The 13,185-nt window shown below is 48.1% G+C and carries 17 protein-coding genes; 1 reads left to right on the top strand and 16 read right to left on the bottom strand.

The features are described from left to right. Positions 1–793: helix-turn-helix domain-containing protein (locus tag DWY93_RS15735; protein ID WP_147324223.1), on the top strand; the 793-nt coding region annotated here is incomplete at its 5' end. Between the two features lie 61 nt (positions 794–854). On the opposite strand, the gene DWY93_RS15730 is transcribed toward DWY93_RS15735, so the two are convergent. The 16 genes from DWY93_RS15730 to DWY93_RS15655 all read right to left on the bottom strand — a co-directional run bounded on the left by DWY93_RS15730 (position 855) and on the right by DWY93_RS15655 (position 13,011). Then, the gene (locus tag DWY93_RS15730) at positions 855–1,817 is read right to left on the bottom strand and encodes a DUF3658 domain-containing protein (RefSeq protein WP_014078537.1); all 963 of its coding nucleotides are present in this window, start codon (positions 1,815–1,817) and stop codon (positions 855–857) included. Positions 1,818–1,833: 16 nt separating this feature from the next. Beyond that, entirely contained in the window at positions 1,834–2,223 is a 390-nt protein-coding gene (locus tag DWY93_RS15725; protein WP_009296082.1) for a TnpV protein, read from the bottom strand. Then, positions 2,183–2,455, bottom strand: a complete 273-nt coding sequence (locus DWY93_RS15720) for a helix-turn-helix domain-containing protein (RefSeq protein WP_002593556.1) — start codon at positions 2,453–2,455, stop codon at positions 2,183–2,185. Before DWY93_RS15720 ends, DWY93_RS15725 begins: the two co-directional genes overlap by 41 nt. Before the next feature lie 280 nt (positions 2,456–2,735). After that, on the bottom strand, positions 2,736–4,355 hold the full coding sequence (locus DWY93_RS15715; RefSeq protein WP_002571010.1) for a recombinase family protein: 1,620 nt from the start codon (positions 4,353–4,355) through the stop codon (positions 2,736–2,738). Between the two features lie 111 nt (positions 4,356–4,466). After that, complete coding sequence (locus DWY93_RS15710) at positions 4,467–4,655, bottom strand: transposon-encoded TnpW family protein (protein WP_002571011.1); 189 nt, start codon at positions 4,653–4,655, stop codon at positions 4,467–4,469. Positions 4,656–4,669: 14 nt separating this feature from the next. Further along, positions 4,670–5,512, bottom strand: a complete 843-nt coding sequence (locus tag DWY93_RS15705; RefSeq protein ID WP_002571012.1) for an ATP-binding protein — start codon at positions 5,510–5,512, stop codon at positions 4,670–4,672. Beyond that, complete coding sequence (locus tag DWY93_RS15700) at positions 5,509–6,240, bottom strand: replication initiator protein A (RefSeq protein WP_009273433.1); 732 nt, start codon at positions 6,238–6,240, stop codon at positions 5,509–5,511. The genes DWY93_RS15705 and DWY93_RS15700 overlap by 4 nt, the downstream gene beginning before the upstream one ends. Positions 6,241–6,375: 135 nt before the next feature. Further along, positions 6,376–6,762 (bottom strand): cysteine-rich VLP domain-containing protein, encoded by a 387-nt coding sequence (locus DWY93_RS15695; RefSeq protein WP_002571014.1) that lies wholly within the window; start codon positions 6,760–6,762, stop codon positions 6,376–6,378. After that, positions 6,752–8,368, bottom strand: coding sequence for a relaxase/mobilization nuclease domain-containing protein (locus DWY93_RS15690; protein ID WP_002571015.1), 1,617 nt, complete (start codon positions 8,366–8,368; stop codon positions 6,752–6,754). The genes DWY93_RS15695 and DWY93_RS15690 overlap by 11 nt, the downstream gene beginning before the upstream one ends. Further along, a complete protein-coding gene (mobC, locus tag DWY93_RS15685) occupies positions 8,340–8,738 on the bottom strand; it encodes a plasmid mobilization relaxosome protein MobC (protein WP_002578912.1) in 399 nt (132 codons plus the stop codon). The genes DWY93_RS15690 and mobC overlap by 29 nt, the downstream gene beginning before the upstream one ends. 17 nt (positions 8,739–8,755) lie before the next feature. Beyond that, positions 8,756–9,232, bottom strand: coding sequence for a hypothetical protein (locus DWY93_RS15680; RefSeq protein ID WP_040013272.1), 477 nt, complete (start codon positions 9,230–9,232; stop codon positions 8,756–8,758). Between the two features lie 227 nt (positions 9,233–9,459). Next, a complete protein-coding gene (locus tag DWY93_RS15675; protein WP_002571017.1) occupies positions 9,460–10,071 on the bottom strand; it encodes a Type 1 glutamine amidotransferase-like domain-containing protein in 612 nt (203 codons plus the stop codon). A 332-nt stretch (positions 10,072–10,403) separates the two neighbouring features. Beyond that, positions 10,404–11,333: a 23S rRNA (adenine(2058)-N(6))-methyltransferase Erm(52) gene (erm(52), locus tag DWY93_RS15670; protein ID WP_002571018.1), complete on the bottom strand. Its 930-nt coding sequence runs from the start codon at positions 11,331–11,333 to the stop codon at positions 10,404–10,406. A gap of 458 nt (positions 11,334–11,791) precedes the next feature. Next, a complete protein-coding gene (locus tag DWY93_RS15665) occupies positions 11,792–11,989 on the bottom strand; it encodes a helix-turn-helix domain-containing protein (protein WP_002571019.1) in 198 nt (65 codons plus the stop codon). Next, positions 11,982–12,404, bottom strand: coding sequence for a sigma-70 family RNA polymerase sigma factor (locus DWY93_RS15660; protein WP_002571020.1), 423 nt, complete (start codon positions 12,402–12,404; stop codon positions 11,982–11,984). Before DWY93_RS15660 ends, DWY93_RS15665 begins: the two co-directional genes overlap by 8 nt. A gap of 163 nt (positions 12,405–12,567) precedes the next feature. Beyond that, the gene (locus tag DWY93_RS15655) at positions 12,568–13,011 is read right to left on the bottom strand and encodes a zinc ribbon domain-containing protein (RefSeq protein ID WP_002571021.1); all 444 of its coding nucleotides are present in this window, start codon (positions 13,009–13,011) and stop codon (positions 12,568–12,570) included. Between the last annotated feature and the right edge of the window lie 174 nt (positions 13,012–13,185).

Raw genomic sequence — 13,185 nt, 5'->3', positions numbered from 1 at the left:
AAGCATACAGGAACGCCTTTGGGAACTCCGCAAGGACAAAGGCTTAAATCTGGAAGAACTATCAAAGCTGACAGGCATTTCCAAATCAGCTCTTGGAAGTTATGAAAAAGAGGATTTTAAGGAAATCAATCATGGCAACCTTATCACGCTGGCAGACTTCTATGGGGTCTCTGTTGATTATCTACTGTGCCGGATAGAGAACAGGGAGCAGATCAACACACCATTGACGGAGTTGCATTTGAATGATGAGATGGTGGCACTGCTGAAAAGCGGTCGGATTAACAACCGTCTGCTCTGTGAGCTTGCTACACATAAAGATTTTATCAAGTTTCTTGCAGACATTGAGATTTATGTGGACGGGATTGCTACCATGCAGATTCAAAACCTCAATGCACTTGTCGATACCGTCCGGCATGAAATCATTGAGCGGTATCGCCCAGGCGAAGATGACCAGCATTTGAAAGTGCTGCAAGCCGCCCATATCAGTGATGATGAGTATTTCAGTCACATGGTTCTGGATGACCTCAACCTGATTATCCGGGATATTCGGGAAGCCCACAAAAAGGACAGTGAGAGTGCGCCCCAGACCACCGTTGCCGATGAATTGAAAGAAAATCTCGAAGCAGTCGAAAATTTCAAGGGCAGCCGGGATGAAAAGCTGGTTGTCCTTTACTGCAAGCAGCTCGGTATCAACTATAAAAATCTGTCAGACGAAGAATTTCGCTGGCTGATTCGGATTCTCAAAAAATCAAAGAAAATGGGAACGCCTATCAGCCAGAGGAAAAAACGGTAAAAAAAACCGCTGTTGCATGGTTGGGGTGCCTTCCATGTAGCAGCGGTTCTTGCTGTGGTTATTATTTCATTCGTTTTCTTAATATCCGGCGATAATTTGTTTCTCCCTTTGGTGCGTCCTGTATAATTTCCAACACACCATCTTCAAGCATTTTATCAATGCGATTAGAAATCCATACATCACTAATTCCAAGTTGATATTTTCCTAAAACATTACCTATAACAATAGCCATTTTGAATTGCTCTGGCTGTTCTGCAATTTCACGAAGAATGAAACTATCATATATATCTTCTGAAACACTTTGCAATTTACCATTTAGCATTGCACGCAAAGGTGCATTTTCATTTTGAAGTTGATTCCATTTCATAGCACAAGCTGAAAGAAATACAGGCTTAGCTTTTTCTTGTAGAGTTATATATTTTCCCCATTCGCCAGGAGAAACCTCACCCCATGCTATTTTGGATGTCATAGTATTTTCTTTTCCATATTCCCAGGCAGGTAACTTAACCAAATAAATTGTTGTCTGACAGTTTAATGGTCGAAGTTGTTTCATAAGCCAGTACATACCGCAAAGTTCATCCGGATTATAGCTATACCAAATACGAACTTCTTCCCCAGCTACATATCGTTCAATAACCGAAGACAATGTAGTTTTAATTTTCTGTATTTTTTCTTCAACCTGATAGTCTAAATCCTCTACAAACCAGACAGACAGCATTTTCTTGAGAACATTTTTCCGCTGTTCGCCAATTCCATTATCAGAAATATCTCCCACACTAAGAGCCATATCAAAACAATAAACATCACTGCTCTTGCCTCCCAATGGAATAGCATTCTCCCAAGCAATATGTTCTTGTTCCTGTGCTTGAATTTGTGCTTCTTTCATTTCATCTGAAGATGGAACACTCCCATCTTCGTGCCTCATAAAGACCGAAACTGCACTTCCTCTATACTTTCCCTTACCGTAAGTTTGGGCAATTTTCAAACTTCCACAGGCACTTTCACCAAATACAATTTCAATCATCTTATATACCTCCGATTTAATTACTCCCGTATGAATAAATTATATCATGCAAAACAATTTCTTCTGCCCGGTTGTGAATGTTATTACAACGCTGCACCCATTCCATTTGTTGAGTTCGCTTCAATTCCTCTGTCACGCCCTCGGTGGCTTTCATCTGCTCCATGATAGTGTCTAACCGTTCCTGTGCCTGTTCGTTCAGGTCTGCAAGATATGTCCACAATTCTCCGGTCAGTATCAATGTATTCAATCTGGCTGGGTGGACTTCCCTTAAATATTCCCGGTGCATCCGTCCGTACTTTCCGATAGGGCGGTGTTCCTCCGGCAGTTTCAAGTCCGGGATGTAGTAATCTCCGACAAGGATATAATCAATTCCGTTTTCCGTTATTCTTGGTTTCAATTCTCTCATGTTCCTTACCTCCTGTGGAAGCAGGCTCGTCTGGTACTAACTCAATCACATCGGTAATCTCACAATTCAGCGTTTCGCAGATACGGGCTAATGTATCCATGCTGATGTGCTTTCCCTCTTTGCTCATGTTGGCAATCATATTTGTTGTCATACCAGCAGCAAGCCTTAAATCCTCTTTCCTCATATCACGCTCTAACAGTGTGTGCCAGAGTGGTTTATAGCTGATGTGCATATTGTTTTCCTGCCTTTCTATCCATACCACCGGGGCGGCTGCCCCGGCAGGAACTTTTCTCTTATTATAGCACCAATCTTGTGAAATCACAATTTATTCTTGTATCCTGCCGCTGATACCGTCTGGATTGTGCTTTTCCTTTCTTTTTGTTCCCTTTAATTAGCCATAAACTGCTTAATGCCCTGGCTTTTTGCTTATGTGTGATAAAGAAGTAATAGAAGTGTAAAAAATTTTGCCGTTCCTATCCGGCACTTGGCCATTGTGTCGGATAGGTCGGGCGTTAGGCTTCGGGCAAGTCAATCTTGCCGACAAAGCTGTAATAAATCTCAATGTCCTGCCTGCGGGTGCCGTTCTCGTCATAGCTACACTCATGCACGACGATTTTCTCAATCATTTCCCGCAAGAGGGTGGGGGTAAGTTCCTCAAAGGCAAGGTGCTTTCGGACGATACCCATAAACTTTTCCGCGTTGACGGTGGCGGCCTGCGACTTGTCCAGTTCGGCCTGCAAAGCGGCGGCGCGGTCTTTCAGTTCCCGCTGTTCCTGCTCATAGTCTGCCGACAGTTCCATGAAACGCTCGTCGCTGATTTTGCCGTTCACATTGTCCTCATACAGCCGCTTGATAATGCGGCTCACTTCGGCAATGCGCTCCTGCGCCTGTTCAAGCTGCTTGGTGGCTGCGGCGGTCTTTCTCTTGCCGCCGATCTCGTTCTGCTGGATAAGCAGCTTCACAAAGCGGCTCTCGTGCTTGGCGGCGTATTCGGTCACTTGCCGGAGATTGGAGAGGACACCGGCGGTCAACAGGTCGGTGCGGATAAAGTGCGCCGTACAGTCGCGGGTGCGCTTCTTGTAGCTGCCGCAGATGTAACAGTCCTGCTTGCGGTTCTTGTTCTGATACCGCTGCTGGTACATCACATGACCGCAGTCGGCGCAGAACAGCATACCGGAGAACAGCCCCACTTCATCATAGCGGTTCGGGCGTTTGCGCTGCTTGCGTAACTCCTGCACGCGCTCCCATGTTTCCCGGTCTATGATAGGCTCATGGTGGTTCTCAAAAATGGCCTGCTTCTCTACGGGGTTCTCTACACTGTGCTTGACCTTGTAAGAGGGCTTCTCCGTCTTGAAGTTTACCAGACAGCCGGTGTACTCCCGGTTTTCGAGGATATGAACAACGGTGTTCGTCGCCCATTTGCACTCATAGCCGGGGTGGTAGCGGCGGGTGCTGCCCGTCCTGCGGTATTCCAGCGTTCCCGGCGTAGGGATTTGCTGCTCCGTAAGCATACGGGCAATCTTGGTCGGGCCATTCCCGGCAAGGCAAAGCTGGTATATCTGCTGGACAACCGGCGCGGTTTCCTCGTCAACGAGATAGTTCTCGTCCTCGTCCATGAGATAGCCATAGACCGGCTTGCTGGTAACGGGCTTGCCGCTCATGCCTTTTGCTCGTTTTACTGCTTTGATTTTCTTGCTCGTATCTCTCACCAGCCATTCGTTGAACAGATTTCGCAGAGGGGTAAAATCGTTGTCCATGCCGCCGTTTGCGCTGTCCACATTGTCGTTGACAGCGATAAAACGCACTCCCTTTTGAGGGAACAGCATTTCCGTGTAAAACCCTACCTGCAAGTAGTTTCGCCCTAACCGGCTCATGTCCTTGACGATGACCGTACCCACTTTCCCGGCTTCAATGTCTGCAAGCATGGCTTGAAAACCGGGGCGCTGGAAGTTCGCGCCGGAAAAGCCGTCGTCGGTGTACCAGCGCAGGTTGGTAAAGCCATTCTGTTTTGCAAAGGCTTCGAGTATCCTTTTTTGGTTCGATATGGAATTACTCTCACCTTGCAATTCGTCCTCATGGGACAATCTCGGATAAAGGGCGGTAATGAGGTTTTGGGTGGCTTGTCTTAACATAAAATCCTCCGTTTCCGACAGCCAGCCCCACTATTCCGTAGCTTTATTGTACCACGGAATAGCGGGGGCTGTATAGCGGCAAAAGTGTAAAATCTGCTTCTTTATGGTTTGTCAAATTGCCGGTTTTTGTGTAGCAGCGGCTTCCGCTTCCAGTACCCGCGCCATTTTGTCGGCGGCGGTGGTGGTAGTGTCTTTCTTGAAATAGCCGGACACGACAAGGACGGAATTGCCCATGCGGATTTCCGTCACGCAGTCGGGGCGGCGGGCGGTGCGGGTGTCGTGCTGCTTGTTATCTGTCATAGGCAATACTCCTTTCAGTCGGTAATCAGTTTCTTCATGCTCTCCATTTTCCGCTGCGCGGCTTCCTGCCGGAAGTTGTCGCCGGTAAAGCGTACCGGGACGCACATGGAAAGCAGGCGGTCATAAATCCGGGAATGGGCGGTGTCCTCCGGGTTCCGCAGGTCGTCCAGCGTGAGGTTGGTCGTGACGATCAGCGGCTTGCCGCTGCGGTAACGGCTGTCAATCACATTGAAAACCTGTTCCAGCCCGTACTCGGTGCCGCGCTCCATGCCGAAGTCGTCAATGATAAGCAGCGGATAGCGGCAAAGGCGGGAAATGTACTCGTTGCGGTTCTCAAAGCTGGCGGCAAGGTCGTTGAGGATAAGGGCAAAATTCGTCATGTGGACGGGGATTTCTTTCTCCATAAGGGCGTTTGCGATACAGCCCGCAAGGTAGCTTTTCCCGGTTCCCACGCCGCCCCAGAACAGGCAGCCGATATTGTCGGCTCGCATATCCTCCCAGTGTTCCACATACCGGCGGGCAATCCCGGCCTGCGGGTTCCTGCCGTTGTCGTTCTCAAAAGTCCAGTCCCGCATGGTGGGGTCGGTAAAGCCCCGGCGTTTCAGTTCCTCCACGGTGTCAAAGTGCCTGCGCCGCTTCTCGGCGGCCTCCCGTTCCTCGCGGGCGGCTCTCTGGCAGTCGCACTCTGCCGGGTGGCGGTCGCGGCCAAAGATAGCGGCCTTATCCGGCGCAAAATAGGCTTCTTTCGGCTTGCGGCACCTGCCGCAGTACAGTAAACCGTCCTCGCCGGTGTAGTCCTCCGGCTCCGGGGTGGCAGTCGTCATATTCTCCAAAACAGCGTTGATTTCGTTCTTCATAAACTCTCGCCCTCCTTGCATGAGTAGTCAGGGATGCCCTTTTTCGGGGCGCCCTTTTTGTCGTTCCCCGCCCATATCCGAAGGGCGGCGGCATAGTTCTGGTAGCTTTTCCCGCTGGCGGCAAGGTAGCGGCTCATTTCCTCGATGAACCGTTCCAGCCTGTCGGGGTACTCTGCCTGCAACTCGTCGTATTCGGTCTGTGACAGAAAAATATTCTGGTATCGGCCATAGGGCGCGGGCGGCTCCCCACTCACTCCCTTTGTTTGGTTCTCTGTAAGGTTGTTTATAGTAGTTTGGTTAGGGGACGGTTTTCCGACCATCATAAGGTCGGTTTTCTGACCATCAGTTGGTCGGTTTTCCGGCTCTATGAGGGTCGGTTTTCCGGCCATCAGTTGGTCGGAAAACTGTACCTGTGGCACACGCGGCACTTTCACATACAGTCGGTTCGGTGCGGAGAAGCCGCCCCGTTCCCGTTCCAGCAGCCCCGCCATGTCCAGTTCATTCAGCGCCCCCTTTATGGTGGTGCTGCCTTTATCCAGTATTTCGGCTATCTCCGCGATGGGATAGATAATATAAATCCTGCCCTCGCCGTCCTGCCACTTGTTCTTCTGGGAGAGGGTGGAGCGGTCTAACAGCAGCGCATAGAGCAGCTTGGCGGTCTGGGAAATCTCCATTTTCAGCAGGAAACGGGGATAGGGCAGATAGGCGGGCAGCTTCGTGTCTGCCATGATATAATCAGCGATAGGATCACCTCCCTGTGTTCGGGTTGATTTTGACGGTTTGTACGCATTTAGAACGCTGTTTCCGGGGGAAAAGGATAAATGTATCGCGTACCCTTTGACACCCACGAAAAAAGCCTTGATTTATGCGGGTTTGAAAGGCTCTAAAGCGTGACATTTCTGCCTTTGTTTCTGCTTTCGCTCGGCGGCTTTGATTTTCTTCATGCGTCCGGCGCAGCCGGGGCAGTATTTTCCCCGGTTGGATTTGGGGACAAAGGCCGCGCCGCAGACGGCGCACCGTTTCCGGCTCCCCCGGTACAAGAGGGCTGCGGCCAGCTCCCCGTCAAGGGGCAGGACAGCCACACGGAACCAGCGGCACATGAGGGAAAAGGAAATGCTCTGGACGCATACGCAAGGCTCCCCGTCGTCCAACAGCAGGCAGTTCCCCTCGTCGTAGTTACAGCACTCATGCACCAGCCGCCGCGCCCGCCGGTGCTGGCGGTAGTCCATGCGGGGCAGGTTATCGCTCATGGCTCTGCTCCTTTCTGCGGCGGGGTTCCTCCCGGCGCAAAATCTGGTCGATGTTCCGCTTGACGGTCTGCAACTCCTTAAACCGCTGTTTCTGTGCGTGATAGGTGTTATACAGGCCGGATTTCTTGGAAACAAGCTGCTCGATCTCGTCCTGCAACGCTTTCCGGGCGGGCAGCCTGGTAATGCCATGTGCCTTGAAATACCGGGCGGCTGCGTCGGCTATGATAAAATCGCTCTCATGCGCCTGCCGGTATGCTTCGCGGGCTTTGGGGGATTTCTGCGCTTTCAGGCCGTCGCGGACGGGTTTGGTCTTGGCGTAGGCCAGCACCTGTCGCTGCAATTCCTTTTTCCCTTGCAGCTTCGTTTCCAGTGCTTTCAGTTCGCCGCTGGTCTGGCGCATTTCCTGATAGGCGGTATCAACGGCGGCTTCTAACTGCTCCGGGGAAGTGAAGCCGTATTCCTGATACACATTCAGCGTCGCGGCCATCTGTTTGAGGTTGTGCATGGTCGCCCAGCGTTCATAGCCCCGGCCTTTCCCCTCGGCTTTCTTCTGCTCAATGTCCACAAGCCGCTGCACATTCGGGGCGGTTCGGGCGGCTCTGTCTGCCCGCAGTTGGTCTTGGATAGAGGGCGGGGTGCTGGATATAGCCGCGGCCTTTTCTGCGGCTCTGGCGGCGTTCTGCTCCAAAACGGCAAGGACAGCGGCGCGGTCAAAATCGTCGCCCAGCTTGCGGGCGGAAATGGGCTTTGTCCTGTCCGGCGTGAGGTAACTAAGCCGCCCCCGGCTCTCCTTGACGGTCACGCCCTCCCGCAGCAGCAGAGAGGAAAAATCCTCGAATGAGGCCGCCGCAGACAGCGCGGCGCGTATGGTCTGCCGCAGCTTCTCTTTGTTCGTTTCAAACTTGGTCTGCCGGGGCGTGATACCGCCTGCAATCATGGGGGCGTTCTGCTTGTCCAGCGCGGCCTGTCCCTTTTTCTGCGCCCAATACTCCCGGTCTGTGACGCGGTTCTTGCTGCCGTTCAAGAGGTCGATTTGGTAAAGCCCCTCCCGGTGGCACATCTCCATGACTTCGGACTTGAAGTAGCGCAAGGCCGCGTCGGTACAGCGGTGCTTGCACCCGGCTTTCGTGTCGGCTGGCCTGTCCATGTAGGGCAGGAACGGGACTTCCTCTATCCGCAGCGAATTGATAACGATATGCACATGGATATTGCCGCTGTGGTTATGCCCGTCCGGGTGGGTGCATACAAGGGCTTGGTGGCCGGGGAAATGCTCGGCGCAAAACTTCTCGCCCAATTCCTGCGCCCGGTCTACGGTCAGGCCGTTGTCCGGGCCGTCCCGTGGGTCAAAGCTGATGATATAGTGGTGACTTTTCACATCTTCCCGCCGTTGGTTTTTCTCATAGCGGAGATTTGCCCGCATACAGGCAACGGCAAAATCCTCCCCGCCGCAGTTCAGCGTGGACAGCCGGTAGTCCTCGCGGGGGATAAGCCTGCCGGTTTCATCAAGGACGGGCTTCATGGTAAACTCGTCATGCTCAAAAAGCAGGTATTGTTCGGCGGCTCCGTAGTCGGCGTTTTTAGAGTTGATATGCTTGAGTGTTGCCAACCGCGTCACCTACTTTCTGTAAGATTTCATACTTGAGGGCGGCAAGGTCGGCTATGGCGGCGCGTACCTCGCCGGACAGCGCATTGTAGGGTACGCCGTACTCGTTCAGATACCGGGCAATCTGGTTGAGGTTGCCGCCGATCCTGCCGTACTCGGCTGTGAGTTTCCCGACAGCGGAAAGCAGCTCGTCATTGACCGCCGACACATGGATAATTGGGCGTATGGCGGTGCGCCGTATCGCCTGCCGGAGAAATTCGGACTGGCTGATACCATAGGGCGCAAGCCGCGCTGTGAAGTCGGCGTATTCATCTTCGGACAGCCGGGTTTTCACAACGCGGCTGCGGTGGGGCGTGTTGTATCGCTTCGGCATGGGCTGTAAACCTCCTTTCACTTATCACAAAAAATAGGCTGGTCTGTTAGGTATTTCCGGGGCAGTTCTCGCAAAAAAACGGCCTGCCGAACGGAAATCTTTTTGCGGCGCAAGCCGCCATAGCAGGGTTTGGGGAAGGCACTCCCCAACAAGTTTCCCGCGAGGGACAAAACCGCAGAATTGCGGATTTTGGCACCGTGGTAGAAACTTGCTCTAAGACTGCCGCAGACTGCCCCTGTCTGGTTTTTCCGTACATAGAACGGACAGGACAGGGCTTGCGGCCCGCTGTGGGCGGCCTTTTTTCCTTTCGCCAATATGACGCCGGAACGGGGCTTTGCTGCCCGCTGGCTGCGGCTTTTTCCCTTTCCGCTAAAGATACATTTCAAAGGCCGCCAGCTACCCGCTGGACGGGGATTTTTCAAAATTTCTTTTGCCTTAGTAATCCGGGCAACAGGATTTTGGCAACCGGCGGGGCAGAGAATTTTTCCTTTCACTCCCCACACCACCGCTCTTAGAAATTTGCCAAACGGAGCAGGCAGTTTTTTCTGGCTTCACCTACCTACTACGGGTGATTTTCGATTTTGCCAAATGGACACAAAAAAAGCAGCAAATCTTTTTCAGACTTACTGCTTTCGCTGGCCGCTGGTGGGCGGCTGATATTCAGTTTTGAAAGTTCGGGTCAGGGTGCCCCGAAGATAAAAAAACAACAGTATTCAATTTATTAAATAATTTCCTGTCGATTCCCTTTAATCAATACAGTTTGACCGTCAGCCAATTCAATCAAATCGTTCTTCGATATATCTCCAAAAGGGCTCTCTTTTTCAGCGTGTGGTATCAACGGATTTGCTAAATATCCTAATCCATCGGAAAAATTTCCGGCAGCAATCATACTACCTGCGCTAATTCCCAGATACACCAATCCATTCTCTATTGCTTGCTTTAGGGGCTTCGAAAATCCTGTTCTGTTTATTTCGCTAAGAAGCGTATGGGCATTTCCTCCACAAAAAGCAATCATGTCATATTGAGTGAGTTCTTGAACACTCATTAAGCGAAACGGTACAGGTATGTCACTAATATAACTTGAATATGTTCTTTTATATCCATCGGAAAGTAAAAACGCAAGATTATATATAAGAATATTATTCATAGGTATTCCCATATTCATAAGGCGCTCCATACATACAATGATTCCTTCTCGCGCACCATCATTTCCAACTGCGGCGGATGGAACCAAAATCGCTTTTGTGTTAATCGGTTCTTTTCCGATACATTTCCAAAATAATACCATAGTCTTTTCGTTTAAGCCACTTGAAGTTAAGAACAGGGTTCTCATAAACTTAGTCCTCTTTTAATTTTTCAAATTTCTGATTCTATGTAAGATGATAAAACATCAATTCATACCGAAATAATCCCATAATGTTAGTTATTTTGTTTTTTTTCAATACAGCTTACCATTATTATCACTATTCCGCGAGTATTAGATGACCTTAAATTCAATCTCTCCTTCTTGTATCTAACAAATATATTCTACTACCCCTGTTGTTTTTACTTTCTAATATACTTTTATGGTTAACTCATTGAAATCTACTATCAACAAAATCCAGCATTAAATTCTCTTCTCAGATTTTCGCACTACCATGCACATTTTTATAGAAATTATCAATACTATCTATTTTTTGTACCATTAGAAGTATCAATCCTTGTTCTACATTTCTTATTGCTACTAGACTTTCGTAAAGATGTTCTGTTTTGCTTTTTCAATTTTTTATTCATTTTTTGAAGTTTTTTATATGCATCTTGAAACTTTTTTTTCTTTTCATCTGTCAATCCAATTTTGGAGTAATAATAAATATTCATCCACTGCTCGGCCGTGATTAACGTATATGAATTTGAAAGACTAATTCTATTGGCTTTTCCCAATCTTTTGATTTGCTCATTAGAAAATAAAATAGAAAGTCTCTCTTTAGCAGTCTCTCCTTTAATATTAGTGTAAAAAAAAGCCACTAAATCTTTATAATTTTGAAGATCATCACCACTCAATCTATCATCCCATAACTGCATATGAAGCATAACTGTATCAACATTAGGCGAAGGAAAAAAATCGCTCCTTTTAAAACTATGTGTAATTTCTACCTTATATTGTGCCTTTATTATAGCAGCACGAAAACCTTCATATTTTTGTAATGGAATACCGCAATTCTTTTTAGCTGCCTCTCTTTGAATTATGATATTTATATCTGATGGTGGATTTACATCGTCTGTTAATTTCCTAATAATATCCGCTGTTATCTGAAAAGGAATATTGGAGAATATTTTATATCTGCGATTTAAAGGCAACTTATATTTTAAAAAATCACCAAATATATATGTAACATTATCATGACTGTGATATCTTACTAAATTATTATATAATTCTTGATCATATTCAACTGCAACAACCTCTCCAGCATGCTGAGAAAGTACATCTGTTATTATCCCTTTTCCAGGACCAATTTCAATAACATAATCTGTTACATCAATATTTGACTTGCTTATTAAACGTTCTACCAACTTTTTATTAACCAAAAAATTTTGTGAATATCCAAGATTTTTCATCTAATCGCACCTCATTCTCTATTTATTTTCATAACTATATACGAGTAAGCCCTAACGTTGCATAAAAAACAGCCCCTGTAAAACGATATATAAGTAAAGTGCGCCAATAACCTATTCTTTCAAACACGATGAATGACCATTGTAATTTCTTAAAAAATGTACAATTACTTTAAAATATTATATATCTGATCTTTACCTGAATCATTTGCTCACTATTGTTGTATCTATTTTCTTGCATAGACCATTTTTTTTGGGCACATACCAGTCTCACGGAACGACTGTTGCACATTTTCTAAAACATAGAAGACAAAATATTTTTACTCTATAGAATTCTTTCAAAAAATATAATTACTATTTGTCGATGGCTTTATTATACTATGACCGCTTACTTATGGGAATAGATGAATTGTAAACTTGCTGGTGAAAATCGCTAATGACAGTCGGTGTTCGTTCTTTGCTTATCGGTCAAAGCGAAATTTGAACAGCGCGGCGATTAGCTTCTGTTTTATATGTTCCTCAACCTCGGCGCTGACTTTCCCGTGTACTTTGGAACAGTATCGGATATATCCGACGTAGTGGGAAAGAACGGTGTCGATTGCGTCCGGGTCGCCCTCATGCGCCTTGACGATTGTTTCATAGGGGAGAAGTTTACTCATAGCGTTTTCCCTCCATGAGCCGCCGGAGCCGCTTCAAGGCAAGCTGGATATGCCGCCCTGCTGTGCTGCGTGTCCGTCCGATATGTACGCCGATCACCCGCTGCGGCTGGCGCAGGAAATAGTAACGGAAAATTTCTTCCTGTGTCTGCTCTGGCAAAAGGGCAAGGGCGGCGGCGAGTTCCGCATGGTACAGAACGGCGGTCTGGCCGCAGGCGGTAAAAAGATATTCTTCAAGCTGCTCCGGCTCGGCAAGCTGGACAAACTTCTCATTCATCAGATAGTCAAGGGAAACTTCCCGTTCCCACCTCCGGCGCAGCTTCAAAATTATATCTATGGCGGCGTGACGAATGACAACCTTGCAAAAGGCGTTAAAGGTGTACTGGATATGCACTTTGTAGGCTTCATCTTCGGTCATGGAAATTCCCCCTCTCTGATAATAGTGCGGGGCGGCAGCACTCCTTGCTGTCGCCCCTTGATTGCCTACCAGCAAAGGCGGGCGGGGCTGTCAACGGCGGCGCGGTACGCGCCGTTCATCTTGACCGTTGACTGGCTCGGCTGGCTTTGCTATGACAATATAGTTATTTCCAGTGCTTTAATTGCGAAAGGTACAAATCAAACTGATTACGTCTGGTTTCTTCATCTGCGTTATCGGGATTTGGCATATTCGCAACCAGATAATCCAATAAAGATTCCTTGGATTGATATGCAAATTTCCCATTAGCATAGCACCATTTACAATAGTCCTCGTTATAGCTTCCGTCTGGTTCTCGGCTAATCAGACCATCTTCATTCAATGGCATTCCGCAACACTGACAAACAAGTTGCCGTGGAGAACCCAGAAGCGTATTGATTGACACATCAAAAACTCGTGATAACAGTTTTAAGGTATCTGTATTTGGCTGCGTTTCGCCTGTTTCCCAGCGACTAACCGCCTGTCGGGTAACTTGCACACGTTCAGCCAGTTGTTCTTGCGTAAGGTTGTTTTTCTCGCGTAAATTTTTAAGAATACCTTGTATTTCCATGCCCGTCCCTCCTAAAGGTTGTTTTTACTCATTATAACTTCAAAATGGGGTTTTAACAAGCAACTCGCTGTTGCTGCGGAATAGTGGGCTGCTGTCTATCAATTCTTATGTGTTACTTTATGGCACATGAGCATTTGCCGCAGGGTTGTCCGACCCGTAACCTTCCAGAAGGTT

Source organism: Clostridium sp. AF28-12, from assembly GCF_003435225.1.
GTDB classification, from domain to species: Bacteria; Bacillota; Clostridia; order Lachnospirales; family Lachnospiraceae; genus Pilosibacter; species Pilosibacter fragilis.
Note: the sequence above shows the minus strand (reverse complement) of the source record. Positions and strands in the feature narration are given on the sequence as shown.

Bases quoted from the DNA above. Each gene is read 5' to 3' on its own strand.
- DWY93_RS15725 (WP_009296082.1), bottom strand. From the start codon at position 2,223: ATGAGAGAATTGAAACCAAGAATAACGGAAAACGGAATTGATTATATC.
- DWY93_RS15720 (WP_002593556.1), bottom strand. From the start codon at position 2,455: ATGCACATCAGCTATAAACCACTCTGGCACACACTGTTAGAGCGTGAT.
- DWY93_RS15660 (WP_002571020.1), bottom strand. From the start codon at position 12,404: ATGACCGAAGATGAAGCCTACAAAGTGCATATCCAGTACACCTTTAAC.
- DWY93_RS15665 (WP_002571019.1), bottom strand. From the start codon at position 11,989: ATGAGTAAACTTCTCCCCTATGAAACAATCGTCAAGGCGCATGAGGGC.
- DWY93_RS15715 (WP_002571010.1), bottom strand. From the start codon at position 4,355: ATGTTAAGACAAGCCACCCAAAACCTCATTACCGCCCTTTATCCGAGA.
- DWY93_RS15655 (WP_002571021.1), bottom strand. From the start codon at position 13,011: ATGGAAATACAAGGTATTCTTAAAAATTTACGCGAGAAAAACAACCTT.
- mobC (WP_002578912.1), bottom strand. From the start codon at position 8,738: ATGCCGAAGCGATACAACACGCCCCACCGCAGCCGCGTTGTGAAAACC.
- DWY93_RS15695 (WP_002571014.1), bottom strand. From the start codon at position 6,762: ATGAGCGATAACCTGCCCCGCATGGACTACCGCCAGCACCGGCGGGCG.
- DWY93_RS15700 (WP_009273433.1), bottom strand. From the start codon at position 6,240: ATGGCAGACACGAAGCTGCCCGCCTATCTGCCCTATCCCCGTTTCCTG.
- DWY93_RS15710 (WP_002571011.1), bottom strand. From the start codon at position 4,655: ATGACAGATAACAAGCAGCACGACACCCGCACCGCCCGCCGCCCCGAC.
- DWY93_RS15730 (WP_014078537.1), bottom strand. From the start codon at position 1,817: ATGATTGAAATTGTATTTGGTGAAAGTGCCTGTGGAAGTTTGAAAATT.
- DWY93_RS15675 (WP_002571017.1), bottom strand. From the start codon at position 10,071: ATGAGAACCCTGTTCTTAACTTCAAGTGGCTTAAACGAAAAGACTATG.
- DWY93_RS15705 (WP_002571012.1), bottom strand. From the start codon at position 5,512: ATGAAGAACGAAATCAACGCTGTTTTGGAGAATATGACGACTGCCACC.